Annotated in this window: 14 protein-coding genes and 1 riboswitch; of the genes, 8 read left to right on the forward strand and 6 right to left on the reverse strand. The window is 66.6% G+C overall.

Annotation, left to right across the window (positions count from 1 at the left end; genetic code table 11):
* Positions 1–126: 126 nt before the first annotated feature.
* Positions 127–1,965: a PAS domain S-box protein gene (locus AC3EO4_RS21250; RefSeq protein ID WP_379572722.1), complete on the reverse strand. Its 1,839-nt coding sequence runs from the start codon at positions 1,963–1,965 to the stop codon at positions 127–129.
* Between the two features lie 62 nt (positions 1,966–2,027).
* On the opposite strand from AC3EO4_RS21250, the gene AC3EO4_RS21255 reads away from it, so the two are divergent.
* Positions 2,028–2,570, forward strand: a complete 543-nt coding sequence (locus tag AC3EO4_RS21255; RefSeq protein ID WP_379572723.1) for a methylated-DNA--[protein]-cysteine S-methyltransferase — start codon at positions 2,028–2,030, stop codon at positions 2,568–2,570.
* On the opposite strand, the gene AC3EO4_RS21260 is transcribed toward AC3EO4_RS21255, so the two are convergent.
* Positions 2,567–3,907, reverse strand: a complete 1,341-nt coding sequence (locus AC3EO4_RS21260) for a purine-cytosine permease family protein (protein WP_379572724.1) — start codon at positions 3,905–3,907, stop codon at positions 2,567–2,569. The genes AC3EO4_RS21255 and AC3EO4_RS21260 overlap by 4 nt on opposite strands.
* Positions 3,898–4,010, reverse strand: a riboswitch (TPP riboswitch). (Overlaps the previous gene by 10 nt.)
* 841 nt (positions 4,011–4,851) lie before the next feature.
* On the opposite strand from AC3EO4_RS21260, the gene AC3EO4_RS21265 reads away from it, so the two are divergent.
* On the forward strand, positions 4,852–5,928 hold the full coding sequence (locus AC3EO4_RS21265) for an MrcB family domain-containing protein (protein ID WP_431897279.1): 1,077 nt from the start codon (positions 4,852–4,854) through the stop codon (positions 5,926–5,928).
* Positions 5,929–6,086: 158 nt separating this feature from the next.
* On the opposite strand, the gene AC3EO4_RS21270 is transcribed toward AC3EO4_RS21265, so the two are convergent.
* The 4 genes from AC3EO4_RS21270 to AC3EO4_RS21285 all read right to left on the reverse strand — a co-directional run bounded on the left by AC3EO4_RS21270 (position 6,087) and on the right by AC3EO4_RS21285 (position 9,477).
* Complete coding sequence (locus AC3EO4_RS21270; protein WP_431897281.1) at positions 6,087–6,509, reverse strand: hypothetical protein; 423 nt, start codon at positions 6,507–6,509, stop codon at positions 6,087–6,089.
* Between the two features lie 458 nt (positions 6,510–6,967).
* Complete coding sequence (locus AC3EO4_RS21275; RefSeq protein ID WP_431897282.1) at positions 6,968–7,363, reverse strand: GntR family transcriptional regulator; 396 nt, start codon at positions 7,361–7,363, stop codon at positions 6,968–6,970.
* A 205-nt stretch (positions 7,364–7,568) separates the two neighbouring features.
* Positions 7,569–8,672, reverse strand: coding sequence for an alanine racemase (locus tag AC3EO4_RS21280; protein WP_431897284.1), 1,104 nt, complete (start codon positions 8,670–8,672; stop codon positions 7,569–7,571).
* Between the two features lie 40 nt (positions 8,673–8,712).
* Complete coding sequence (locus tag AC3EO4_RS21285; protein WP_431897286.1) at positions 8,713–9,477, reverse strand: GntR family transcriptional regulator; 765 nt, start codon at positions 9,475–9,477, stop codon at positions 8,713–8,715.
* Positions 9,478–9,852: 375 nt separating this feature from the next.
* On the opposite strand from AC3EO4_RS21285, the gene AC3EO4_RS21290 reads away from it, so the two are divergent.
* The 6 genes from AC3EO4_RS21290 (at position 9,853) to AC3EO4_RS21315 (ending at position 11,983) form a co-directional block, all read left to right on the forward strand.
* Positions 9,853–10,110: a hypothetical protein gene (locus AC3EO4_RS21290; RefSeq protein WP_431897288.1), complete on the forward strand. Its 258-nt coding sequence runs from the start codon at positions 9,853–9,855 to the stop codon at positions 10,108–10,110.
* A gap of 87 nt (positions 10,111–10,197) precedes the next feature.
* Positions 10,198–10,857: an NUDIX domain-containing protein gene (locus AC3EO4_RS21295; RefSeq protein WP_431897290.1), complete on the forward strand. Its 660-nt coding sequence runs from the start codon at positions 10,198–10,200 to the stop codon at positions 10,855–10,857.
* An 85-nt stretch (positions 10,858–10,942) separates the two neighbouring features.
* On the forward strand, positions 10,943–11,107 hold the full coding sequence (locus AC3EO4_RS21300; RefSeq protein ID WP_431897291.1) for a hypothetical protein: 165 nt from the start codon (positions 10,943–10,945) through the stop codon (positions 11,105–11,107).
* Between the two features lie 119 nt (positions 11,108–11,226).
* Positions 11,227–11,400, forward strand: coding sequence for a hypothetical protein (locus AC3EO4_RS21305; RefSeq protein WP_183654249.1), 174 nt, complete (start codon positions 11,227–11,229; stop codon positions 11,398–11,400).
* 80 nt (positions 11,401–11,480) lie between these two features.
* Positions 11,481–11,810, forward strand: a complete 330-nt coding sequence (locus tag AC3EO4_RS21310; RefSeq protein WP_431897293.1) for a WhiB family transcriptional regulator — start codon at positions 11,481–11,483, stop codon at positions 11,808–11,810.
* Positions 11,810–11,983: a hypothetical protein gene (locus AC3EO4_RS21315; protein WP_431897295.1), complete on the forward strand. Its 174-nt coding sequence runs from the start codon at positions 11,810–11,812 to the stop codon at positions 11,981–11,983. The genes AC3EO4_RS21310 and AC3EO4_RS21315 overlap by 1 nt, the downstream gene beginning before the upstream one ends.
* Positions 11,984–11,986 lie beyond the last annotated feature (3 nt).

The following is an 11,986-nucleotide window of genomic DNA, read 5'->3' on the forward strand; positions in this document are numbered from 1 at the left end:
CCCAGATCCCCCCAGAGGAACGCCCCCGGTACGACCGAAATGCCCCGTTACCCGGTCCCAGAAACCGTGTCTCGATCACAGCTTGTACACATTGGACGATAGATCAGCTCATCCGTGACCGGCTCGTTACTGCCTCGGTGTGTCGGGCGAGATAGTAAGAACCAGCCGCATTCGGGTCCCTCCTGCGGGGCGCGGATGGGCCGTGACCTCGCCGCCTTGCGCCCTCGCGAGGCTCCGCACGATGTAGAGACCGAGCCCCACACCGCCGAATCTGCGGCGGTCGCCGCTCTCGGCCTGGACGAATCTCTCGAAGATCCGGTCGCGGTCGGCGGGGGCGATTCCGACGCCCTCGTCGTCGACGACCACGACCACGCGCTCGTCCTCGGCCCACGCCGCGACGCTGATCAGCCCCCCGTCCGGGGAGTACTTGAAGGCGTTCTCCAGGAGCTGGCCGAGCACGATGTCGGTCGCCAGCGCGTCGCCCCTGACGTCGGGCAGGTCCTCGGGGATGACCACCTCGACCCTGTGCGTGTCGGACAGCACCGGCAGGCCGAGCGTGGCGGCGTGGATGCGCTCGGCGAGGCTGAAGGTCTCGATGCGGACCTTGAGCTCCTCGGCTCCGGCACGGGCACCGAGCAGCAGGTGGTCCATGAGCTGGCCGAGCGATCTGGCCCGCTCGGCGATGGTGTGGACGGCGGAGCGCCGCTCGGGGTCGGTCAGCTTGTCCCACCGGGAGTCGAGCGTGCTGGCGAACCCCCGCACGATCGTGATCGGCGTGCGCAGTTCGTGGCTGGTCGTGGCCAGGAACAGGTCCTTGGCCTCCTCCAGCTCCTTGGCGGCGGTGATGTCGCGGAAGTCGATCACCATCTCGCCGGTCTCCTCGATCTTCGCGCTGACGACGTCGAGCCAGCGCCCGCTCTCGAGCTGGAAGGTGAGCTTCTCACCCGGCGCGGGCAGCGGGAACGGCGGCGGCCTGCCGATCATCTCGTCGGCGGCGACTCCGGTGAGCTCCCCAGCGGCGGGGTTCCACTGGATCACCCGCCCGTCCTCGTCCAGCACCGCGATGCCGTCGGCGCTGGCGTCGAAGACCGCCCGCTCGTGCGCCCGCTGGCGCAGCACCTCCTGGTAGGCCATGGCGTTGCCGACCGCGATGCCCGCGTGACCCGCCAGCAGCTCCAGCAGTTCCAGCTCGACGTGCCCCGGTTTTCGGTCGGCGAACAGGGCGTAGAGCGCTCCATAGGGGCGCCCGCCCACGGCGGCCAGGCCGAGCGCGATCGTGTGCAGTCCTGGTAATGCGGCCCATATGAGATCGTCGAGGCCCGTCGACTCCAGCATCACCGTCTTGCCCGTGCGCATCAGCTTGCCCACGAGGCTGCTGCGCAGGTCGGCGGTGGCGTCCCTGAGCGTCTCCGGCATCTGGTGGGCGCTGACCAGCCGCAGCCGCTCCTTCTCGATGAGCACGAAGCCGCCCGCGTCGGCTCCGGTCAGCTCGGTGAGGCTGGCGGCGATGCGATCGAGTACGGCGGGCAGCTCCAGCTCGGCGTTGATGTCACCGACCACGTCGGTGAGCCTGCGCACCAGCCTGGCCCTGCGCGCCACCCTGTCGCGCGCGGCGACGTCGTCCTCCGTCGGGTGGTGGACGTGCACGTAGCCGACGACGGCGTTGCCCTGGAGCAGGGCGCTGGTGTCGACCCGCACGTCGAGGAGCGTGCCGTCCCTGCGGAAGCGCTTGGTGCGCAGCGAGACCTGGCCGCCCGTGCGAACCCTCTCGAGCACCGCGTTGTGCTCGGCGGTCAGCTCAGCGGGGACGAGCGGCGCGCGCCGCCCGACCATCTCCTCATGGCTCCACCCGAACAACCGCTCCGCCGCAGGATTCCAGACCAGCACGGCCTGGTCCCTGTCGAGCACGACGACCGCGTTGGGGGCGCTGGAGAGTACGGCTGCGGTGATCTCCTCGTCACCCACCTTTCCATAGTGCCGGTGGCGCGGTCGCTCCGTGGCCTGATCCGTCCGATACGCTGCGGGTTATGTCGGCTGGCGAGCTCGATGCCCTGGTGAGGATCACCTCACCCACCTACCGCGCCGAGCGACCGCCGGATGTCGCCATCGGAACCTACGACGGCGCGGTGGGGACGCTCGTGCTCGCGGTGACGGGCAAGGGCGTCGTCGCCTGCAGCTTCGACGACGAGCACGCGGTCTTCGAGCGGGTCTCTCGGGCGGTCGGCGGCCTCGTGGGCCCCGACCCGCGCCGCCTCGACCCGGTGCGGCGCGAGCTCGACGCCTACTTCTCCAGGCGCCTGCGCGCCTTCACCGCCCCCGTCGACCTACAGCTGGCCACACCGTTCGCGCGTACCCTCCTGCAGATGACGATGGCCGTGCCGTACGGCACCGGCACCACCACGCGCGAGCTGGCGGCCCGCATCGGACGGCCGCAGGCGCTCCACGCGGTGGGCAGCGCGCTCAACGGCAACCCGGTGTGCGTGATCGTGCCCTGCCACCGGGTCGCCGATCGCGACGGCTACCCCGGAGGCGCCACCGCGCTCGAACGCCTGCTGCGCGTCGAGGGCTAGCGCCGCCGTACCCGGCCGATGGCCAGGGTGACCAGGCCCGCGACCAGGAAGGCTCCCACGGCCGCGCTCATCCACGGCTGGCGGGTGAAGCCGAGCGCCGCGCGGGCGCCGTCCCAGATCGCCGCCCACCACGGGATCGTGGACGGCGCTGCCAGCAGCCACCACGCGCAGAACCCGAGCGCCCACGGGATGATCATGAGCCAGCGGGAAGGGGCGTTCTCGCTGGTGTCCCAGGTCCTGGCGGTGCCGAGCACGAAGTAGTCGACCACGAGCACGCCGAGCATCGGCACGAACACGGCGCCGATGATGCTGAGGAAGGCGCTGTAGGAGTTGACGTCGACGAGGAGCGCCACGCCGATGGTCAGCACGCCGATCGCCACCGAGAACAGGCGCCGGTCGACGCGGGGCATGAGGTTCTGCAGCGACATGGCCACGGAGTAGACGTTCGCGAACGACTGGTCGGTCTCGCGCAGCACCAGGACGCCGAAGAACAGCGCGCCCAGGGGTGCGGCGACGAACGGGCCGAAGACCGCGGTCGGGTCGTTGAGCACGGCGTCGTGCCCGGCGATCGCGACCGCGTAGACGCCGATGGCCAGGCACGCGACCTGCGCGATCGTGTAGCCGCTCACCACACCGGTGAAGGCGGCCGAGCTGCTGCGCGAGTGCCTGGCGAAGTCGGCGGCCAGCGGCACCCAGGAGACCGACAGCGCGATGACGAAGTCGACGGCGGGAGCGAAGGCGTCCCAGCTGCCGCCGGTCTGCACGGGGGCGCTCTGCAGGAGCGTCACCGCGAACCAGACGGTCGAGATGATCACCCCGACCGTGACGACCCGCCTGATCAGCCTGATCGCGCCGAGCGGGTAGATCGTCAGTCCCGTGGTGATCGCACCCGCGACGACCACCCAGACCGCGTACGGCACGGCGTCACCGAAGATCGCCTGGGCGCCCATGGAGATGACCCACAGCTCGAACGCGCCCCATCCGAGCATCTGGATGATGTTGAGCACGGTCGGGACGTAGGACAGCCTGGCCCCGAACAGGCCTCTGAGCAGCACCATCGCCGGTTTCCCCGTCTGGACGCCGGGGATGGCGGCCAGACCGACCATGGCGGTTCCGACGAGGCTGCCGACGACGGTGGCGGTGACCGCGGCGGTCATGGTCAGCGGGTTGTCGTCGAGCAGCGGATTGATGAGGAAGAGGGCGAAGGAGAAGCCGAGGAGGCTGACCCCGAGGTTGGCCCAGAAGGCGCCCTGGTCGAGGACGCCCAGCGTTCTCGGCGGGGCCTCGTCGAGGGTCAGCGGTACTTCGGCATGCTTCGGATCGACGACGTGCGTCATCACACGCTCCCTACGCCGGCATTACCCGGACAGGTTCATGCGGTCGGCAACAGCGGTAGTTGCCCTCTCAGCCTGGTTGCCCCAAGCTCCCGCGTTCAGTTGATATTCAGAGCTGGGGATGCCCAGCTCGCGGCCCCCATGATGCCCCATAGGCGCGCGTTCGGCCACCCTGGGGTGCCTAGATCCACCTTGCTGGGATAGTCCGTCAACGTCCGCAGAAGTACAGCTACATCCGTGGCGGTAGCTGTACTTTCTGGCTGTACAACAGTGCACCTGAGCAGGTCTTTTGCAGTAAGGCCCGGCGGAGGATGTCGAGGCCATCAGGCCGGAAGAACGGCGCTTCGCTCGTCTCGCTAGCCGCGCTCCGCGCGGATCATGGGCTGAAACACTGGGGGCGTCTCGCCGTGCCCCCCCAGTGTTTCAGCCCATGCGCGAAGCGCTGTTCGACGCGCGAAGCGCCTCTCTCAGGTGTTCCGCCTGAAAGGGGACAGCGGGGACAGCACGTCCCGACAGTGTCCCCGCTCTTGTTCGTATGTTTTCCCTGGTCAACACCCGGTCGGGGACAGCGGGGACAGCGGGGACAGCTTCCTGCCTCGCGTCTCGCAAAGGCCCTGCCAGAACGCATGGCATGGGCGGGCGTGGTGCGAGAAGCTTGGGCACATGGCTGAGCTGACCATGACGGCCCAACGATGGGATGAACTCACCGCGCTCCTGGAGGACGAACAACGGCTCCGAACCGAATATCCCAAGGTGGCTGACTACCTGGATATGGCGGCCAGGCTGACTGGAACCGGCGACGCTCAAACCGACTCAGCCTTTGACCTGCGGTTCGTGCATTACATGACGGCGCCCGAACGCGTCCCAGATGCCCCCGTCCAATGCGATCAACTTTGTCGGTCCGACGATCTACAGTTGCCGTCATCCCCCGACTACAGGGAGTTCACGTGGTGGAACTGCGTTGGCTCATCGGTCGCATCGGCGAGACCTACGACCGCTCGCTCCGTATGACCGGAGAAGCACAACAACTCCTCAGGCAAGCCGGCAAGACAATCCTTCAGTGGGTGCCACCGGGCTACACCGCAGAGGGCAGCGGCGGCAAAGGGGCCGCTGCAAACGTCCCTTGGATCTCCGTCTTCGACCCCGACGAGACTGATACTGCCCGACACGGCATGTACGTGGTGTACCTGTTCGCCCAAGACATGCAGAGCGTCGCGCTCAGCCTGAATCAGGGCGTAACCGAGCTCATCGACCGCTACAGGACTAAAGAAGGGAGGCGACGTCTTAAGGAGCAAGCCGACGCGATCCGCGCGGCGTTGCCCACTGCTCTCACCACTGGCCTAGAGCCCGCGATCAACCTTCAGACGAAGGAGCCCCTCCCCCGGCACTACGAGTTCGGCAACATCGTGGCCAAGACCTACAAGCTCTCGGACTTGCCCGACGAAGCCACCATGGTTGACGACCTTGGTCACTTCATCCAGCTCTATCAGGAAGCGTTGGTCACACGAGAGGCCATCCGGCAGACCACGCCAGAAACGATCGTGACCACCGTTCGCCCGCCAGACGATCTACCGCCGGCCGAACCCGCGCTCTTCAAACCCAAGAGCTCCGCTGACTACGTCGCCACCATCACCGGTCGGACCATCGTCAAGAGTCGCACGCACGAGCGCATTCTGAAGGAGTACGGCAACCTCCTCCAAGCCCGAGGACTGTCACCCAACACTCGGGTCCACCCTCGGGACATGACTGTTATTCACAACGGCGAAGAATGGCTGATCGAAGTCAAGATGGTCCGCCGCGGCGATGCAGTCGGCGCCACCCGGGAAGCGATCGGTCAGCTCATGTCTTACCGGCACTTCCTCTACGAGGGCCGTCGGGATCAGGTGAAGGTGATGGCTGTTTTCAACGAGTCCATCGGCGAAGCCTGCGAAGACTTGCTCGAATCTCTCGGGATCGCCGCTGTGTGGCGCGAGGGGACTACGTGGAAAGGATCACCCTCGGCAAGGGCCGTAGGTCTGGGTTAGACGCCACGGTAAGCCTGCTCGGCGCCGGTCGGAGCGAGAGACGATCCGGCTGGCCAAGCGGTTTCACAGGGCCTCAATGGTTACTGTTCTGGTTACACCGACATGAAGAACGCCCTCCGGATCACCGACCCGGAGGGCGTTCTTCCTGGTAGCGGGGGCTACACGCAGCCCGTGTGTCCCAGCGCGCACGGGTGGGCAGGCAGGATGTTTGCAGCCGCGTGCTCGCGCAGGTTCTGGAGGCGCGCATCGTTGACAGAGTTATCCGAACCATTGGAATTCTCTTTTGAAGCGTGTAGCCGCAATTCCCCATCATTCAAGGATCCTGTGATCCGTATGATTGCTTCGAGAATGCGCATCTTCGATGCTTCGGGTTCCGCATTCCATATCTCGCCATAGGTTGTCGGACACTCCGGACAAACATCGATAGTGTGAAGGATACGGATCGCTTTGCGGAAGGATTGAAACTCCTGAAGATCGCGAAGCTCTTGCTCGCTGATGACGTAAGTCGACTCCTCTGGAGGATCTGCCACCTTCGATGATGATGGAGGCTGGGTCTTCTTTTCGGCTGCGCTCGTTGCCATGCCAAGACTTTAGAGCTCCCGGAACCCTAGCACTCTCGTTTCCAAGCCGCCCGACCTTATTCGCAACCAATGTCGCATAGGGTCTCCTTGACCACCTTTCGCACGGTTCGGCGACTTCCGACGCCGATACTGCCGCGTGCTCCTTGACGGTCGCCCCCCCAATGTTGCAGCTCAATCGTGCGAAGCACGTAGAAGACGCGCGAAGCGCCTTTCACGCTGCCACTCCGACGGTCCGGGGATAGCGGGGACAACGTGTCCCCGGCACTGTCCCGGGTGATTCAGGGACACCGGGACACGAGGGACACTCTCGCGCGCTCCTTGAGGGTCAGTAGCCCCGCCGGGGACAGCGGGGACAGCACGTCCCCGACAGTGTCCCCGCTCGTGTTCGCATGTTTCCCCTGGTCAAACCTCATTCGGGGACAGCGGGGACAGCGGGGACACATTGCCCCCGCACGGCGCTATGACTTTGGACCGTCGGCGGCGCGAAGAATCCTCAGGATCTCGGCCAGCTTCGCCCCGTGGTCACGTTCAATCTCGGCGACCCGCGCCTGTATGTTAGCGATCTCCAGAGCAACGGCACCGAGTGCTGTATCTGGCTCCTTCGCTAATGCATGCGCAGGTGGTTCCGTCCGACGCTCGGGTCCCTCGGAAACAAAGACTCCGCGTCGCCGAACAGATTGGACAAGCCCTTGACTCTTGAGTAGATCGAGGGCTCTGCGCACTACGATCTCCGAGACACCGTTCTCTTCAGCGATCTCTTTGTAGCTCGGCAGCTGTACACCAGGTGACAGTTTCCCGCTGCGAATACGGTGCGCATAGTCGTCTGCGATGCGGACAAAAGCCGGTTCCGACATTCGATGATCAGCCCCCCTGATGAAGCCCGTAGCCCGAAGCTACGTAGATACCGGCCATCCCGAAAGAGGTCCCATGGCTTGCCAGGGACAGCGAGGACAGCCTGTCCACCATCGCTCCTCACGTTTCCCTTGGTCAACACCCGGCCGGGGACAGCGGGGGCAAGAAAGCCCTGGAAAGCGCGTCCGGCTCTCCAGGGCTCCAAGCTCAGGGTCGGGCTCGGCCGACGTAGTGGAAGGTCGGCTTCGGATGCATCAGGAAGTCGTGATGCGAAATATTCCATGCGTAGGCACCAGCCATGAGGAACTCGACTACATCGCCCGTCGCCAGGCTCACGGGCACATGCTTCGCCATGGTGTCCTTCGGCGTGCAGAGCTGGCCAACAATCGTGGTCGGCTCCCCTGGCCGGTCAATAACCATGGGCTGGCTGTGCCCCTTGGTCGCCGGAGTCCGAATGTGGTGTGTCCCGCCCGCCACCACGGCGAACAGGTCACCATGGACGCGCTTCACGTCCATGACCCGAGTGACGTACCGCCCGCAGTAGACCGAGATGGACCGGCCCGGCTCGATGCGTAGCGTCTCGCCAGGGCGTCGGAGAGCGGCCAGGCCCGCGCCGTAGGTCTCCCAGTCAAACCGGGATTCCGGGTCGGCGTAGGAGACGGCCATGCCACCACCGATATTGATCTCCGTGACGCCAAGGCCACGGGCGTAGTCGAGAATGGCGCTGGCCAGCTCCAGCATGGTACGAGCGTCCAAGCCGCTGGCCAGGTGAGCGTGGATGCCGCGAAGGCGTACGGCGTCCTGACCGGCCAGCATTTCCATGCACTCGGCAACGCCGTCGGGGTCCATCCCGAAGGGCGTCGCGCCACCCCCCATTGCCAGCGACGCGCCCTTGATGGGGATGTCGAGATTGACGCGAAGCAGCACGTCAGCAGACCGGCCCGCCGCGAACAGCCGCCGGATTTCGCTGGGACTCTCGATGTGGAGCCGGTAGACGTCCGCGAACAGTTCGGCATCGGTCTTGCCGGGGCCGCCGAGTGCGATGCGCGTGTCGGGGAAGTGCTCGCGCACGTGCGCCAACTCTCCCCCGGACGCGATCTCGAAGCCGTCTACATAAGGCGCGATGACCCGCATGAGGTTGGGGTCGGGGTTGGCCTTGACGGCGTAATACACCTCGATGTCGCCCATGGCGGCTCGGACGGCTGCCATGTGGGCGTCAAGGTCGGCAAGGTCGTACACGTACGCGGGCAGTTGGCCGGCGTCGGCAAGCTCCACCGCCTTGGCACGGATCGGCAGGGTTGTAGCTGTCATCGCGTCGTCCCCCTTCAGGTGATAGCTGGCTGACCGGGCATCAGGTGAGCGGGAAGGTGTGCTCAATCACGAGGTAGTGCGCGGGCGTGACCGTGGTGGTCACCTCGACAGCCTGCCCGCTCTCGGTCCTGCCGACGTGGAAGATGTCGAGGACCGTGCGCTCGGGGCTGATCTCCAGGGCGTCGGCTTCTTCATCCGTGGGCGGGCGCACGACGATGCGCTCGCTCGCTTCGGTCTGGGCGTAGCCGAGTTCGGCCAGGGCCGACTTGACGCCGCCCTGGATGTTCGGCCCATCGGCTTCAAGGTCGGTGCCGTCCGCGATCGAGAGCGGGAACCATGAGGCGTTGAGCCGTACCGCGATGCCGGACGCCAAGAGTCGGCGACGCCGTACGAGGGCGTTCTCCTCTCCGCGCGGCAGTCCAAGGGCATCAGCCACGTCGTCCGGGGGTGTGGCGCGCTCCACGGTGATCTCATGCTGTGGTTCGAGGCCGAGTTCGCGCACCTCCGCGTCGAACGCGCCGCGCGCCTGGCCGCTCTCGCGCGCCGCGCGCGAGTAACGGGCTGCGGAGTGGAGCATCGGCGGGATGTAGGTCACGATCGTTCCTCTCCCTTGCTTGGGGCGAATCATGCCCTCTGCTGCGAGTACCTGCATGGCTCGGTTGACGAGGCTTCGAGACGCGCCGTACTTCTCCGCAAGGACCGGCTCAGGTGGGAGCACCGAAGCCGTCGGGTAGACGCCTTCGACGATCTCCTGCCGGATCTGCACGGCGATCTGTCGGAAGCCCAGCTTGTTTGGGGTGCCCATTTCTCCCTCTTTTGTCACTCGACCGAAACGCCAAACGTTTGATGTTTGTTGACAGCGGCCCCTGGCGGGCTCATTATCAAATCAGTCGACAAACGTTTGACGTTTCGCAGGCAGCATACCTGCACCGTCAGACCAAGTCGAGCAACCGAGGTGAGGCATGCCTCACCTCACTGCAACAACCGAAGGCACTCGGAAGGCGGTCCGACGGGACCGCGCGCCGACGCTGACGGACCGCTCTGGCTGACGGGCCAGACGCACCCGCCGCTCAGACAACTAAATGGCCACCGCCTCCCGACCGAGAAAAAGGCGGCCCGACCAGGCACATACGCCCTGGCCATCACCCGTTCCCATCACCCGTCAAGGGAGAGCTTCACCATGAGCACCGCCATCACCAACACCCAGCAGGACAGCACCGACACGAGCATGGCCCGCTACATGTGGGTGATCACCGTGCAGTGGCCCACGGGCGGCGGCTTCGGCAACGCCACCTTCTCCAGCACGGTGGACGTCCCGCCCGGCGCGTCCCGCATGGACGTCTACATGCAGATCTTCGAGCTGGCCAAGCGCGAGACCCGCGTGGACAAGCTCATGGTCCTGTTCTTCGCGCTGGAGCCCGACCGGCTGGCCGCATAGCCAACCAACCGCCCCGATGGTCGCCGGCGGGGTTCGACTCCCCGCCGGGGCACGCCCCGACCCCACACCGAACTGAAGGAACCCACCATGACCATGCACGTGACGTTCACGCACCCCGACGTGTTCAACAAGGGCGTCCAGGAGGGCTGGGCCGACCCGCGCACCGACCCGACGCAGATCGACTGGGCAAGCCGCCTGGCCACCGCCGCGATCCCGTTCCCGGTGATCGACGGCCGCCCGGTCAACCCGTGCGAGTCCACCGGCATCCGCTACGGACGCAACGAGCTGGGCCACTGGGGCGAACAGCTCGCTGCCGACGCCATCGTCACCGCAAACACGACCTCCGGCCGCTGGCTGTTGCTTGTGGAGCGCTCGGACGGGCACGGCTGGGCAGTGCCGGGCGGCTACGTGGAGCCCGGTGAGGGTCCGGAGGCCGCCGGTGTCCGCGAGCTGGCCGAAGAGACTGGACTGGTGCTGGACGGGGTGGCCCGCCAGGTGCTCCCGGCCCGGTACGTGCCCGACCCGCGCGCCAGTGACGAAGCGTGGATGGTCACCGTCCCCGTCACCTTCAAGTTGAGCGCCCTGTTCGCCGTCGACCTGCCCGCCGTGGTCGGTGCTGATGACGCCAAGCGCGCCCGTTGGGTGCGCGCCAACAGCTATGCCGACCTGGTCAACCAGCTCAAGACCTCCTACGACGGTCAGGTGTTCCGCGCCCACCGGCTCATGCTGAGCGACCTGCTCGGCTGAGGTTCTATCGCCTCGATGGTCGCAGGCAGGGTTCGACTCCCTGCCGGGGCACTGCCACCAGCGCCATACCCGAAGGGATCGGATCATGAAAAGGCGTAAGGCCATCGAGTTCTACAGCCCGGACGGCAGCGAGAGGCACGTGGGCGATTGCCCGAACTGGATCGCGGCCACGCGGCGACTGCGCCGTGACTTGCGTGAGCGCACGGTCATCGTCTACGGCCCCGGCCCGTGGCGCTGCTGGGACTGCTAAGTCCCCGCGCCCGACTGGCCCCGCGTTCGCTACCGCCTCGATGGTCGCAGGCAGGGTTCGACTCCCCGCCGGGGCACTCCGGCTGCTCTGCCGGGTTCATCAAGCCAAGGGAGCTTCCCATGCAGCCCGCCAAGAGCGTCGGCCGGTTCCTGCCGACGCTGTTCCTGATCGGCTTTGTCATCTACCTCTTCACTGACCCGCAGAGCGCTGCCGTGGCGGTCAAGTGGGCCTTTGAAGCGACAGTGACCGGCGCTCAGCAGTTCGCCGAGTTCATCAAGGCCATCAGCAAGTGACCTTGCCCAGCCGGGGGCGGCCCTGCCCGCCAAGACACGAGCCGCCCCCGGCCCTCCCCTCTCAGAGAGGTGTTCTCATCATGTCCTCCGGGTCCCTGACCTCCCCCATCGCCGTCCTGATCGGCGGCAAGGAAAGGGCCACTCTGCTGGCCACTCTCCTGGCTGCCGAACCCGCCTGCCAGCTGGCAGACACCGACCTGTTCACCGGCCCCGACATCGACGACGAGCCCGCGACCGTACGGCAGGTGCGCGAGATGGCCGCCAAGGCCATCTGCCGGAGCTGCCCCGCCCGGTGGCCGTGCCTGGCCTACGCGCTGGCCACCCGCCCGAGCGATGGCATCTGGGCAGGGCTGACCGCCGACGAAATCCGCACCCTCGACCTGCGCGACGTGCTGGCGGAGGTGGCCTGATGACCCGCTTCCGCTGCTTCGACTGCGGTCAGCGCTCCGCGAACGTCATCGGCTGCCGCCGCTGCGGCAGCACCAAGGGCCGCCGTACCGAGCTGTGCCCGAGGCACGGCGCACCCTGCCGCCCCGGCTGCCGCGCCTGCCGCATCCGCTTCCGCGCCCAGTCCCACGCCTGAAAG

This window comes from Nonomuraea sp. bgisy101, from assembly GCF_057708945.1.

Coding starts and splice junctions, on each gene's coding strand:
- AC3EO4_RS21255 (WP_379572723.1), top strand. CDS start 2,028: ATGTCGGCTGGCGAGCTCGATGCCCTGGTGAGGATCACCTCACCCACC.
- AC3EO4_RS21260 (WP_379572724.1), bottom strand. CDS start 3,907: ATGACGCACGTCGTCGATCCGAAGCATGCCGAAGTACCGCTGACCCTC.
- AC3EO4_RS21270 (WP_431897281.1), bottom strand. CDS start 6,509: ATGGCAACGAGCGCAGCCGAAAAGAAGACCCAGCCTCCATCATCATCG.
- AC3EO4_RS21275 (WP_431897282.1), bottom strand. CDS start 7,363: ATGTCGGAACCGGCTTTTGTCCGCATCGCAGACGACTATGCGCACCGT.
- AC3EO4_RS21280 (WP_431897284.1), bottom strand. CDS start 8,672: ATGACAGCTACAACCCTGCCGATCCGTGCCAAGGCGGTGGAGCTTGCC.
- AC3EO4_RS21285 (WP_431897286.1), bottom strand. CDS start 9,477: ATGGGCACCCCAAACAAGCTGGGCTTCCGACAGATCGCCGTGCAGATC.
- AC3EO4_RS21290 (WP_431897288.1), top strand. CDS start 9,853: ATGAGCACCGCCATCACCAACACCCAGCAGGACAGCACCGACACGAGC.
- AC3EO4_RS21295 (WP_431897290.1), top strand. CDS start 10,198: ATGACCATGCACGTGACGTTCACGCACCCCGACGTGTTCAACAAGGGC.
- AC3EO4_RS21300 (WP_431897291.1), top strand. CDS start 10,943: ATGAAAAGGCGTAAGGCCATCGAGTTCTACAGCCCGGACGGCAGCGAG.
- AC3EO4_RS21305 (WP_183654249.1), top strand. CDS start 11,227: ATGCAGCCCGCCAAGAGCGTCGGCCGGTTCCTGCCGACGCTGTTCCTG.
- AC3EO4_RS21310 (WP_431897293.1), top strand. CDS start 11,481: ATGTCCTCCGGGTCCCTGACCTCCCCCATCGCCGTCCTGATCGGCGGC.
- AC3EO4_RS21315 (WP_431897295.1), top strand. CDS start 11,810: ATGACCCGCTTCCGCTGCTTCGACTGCGGTCAGCGCTCCGCGAACGTC.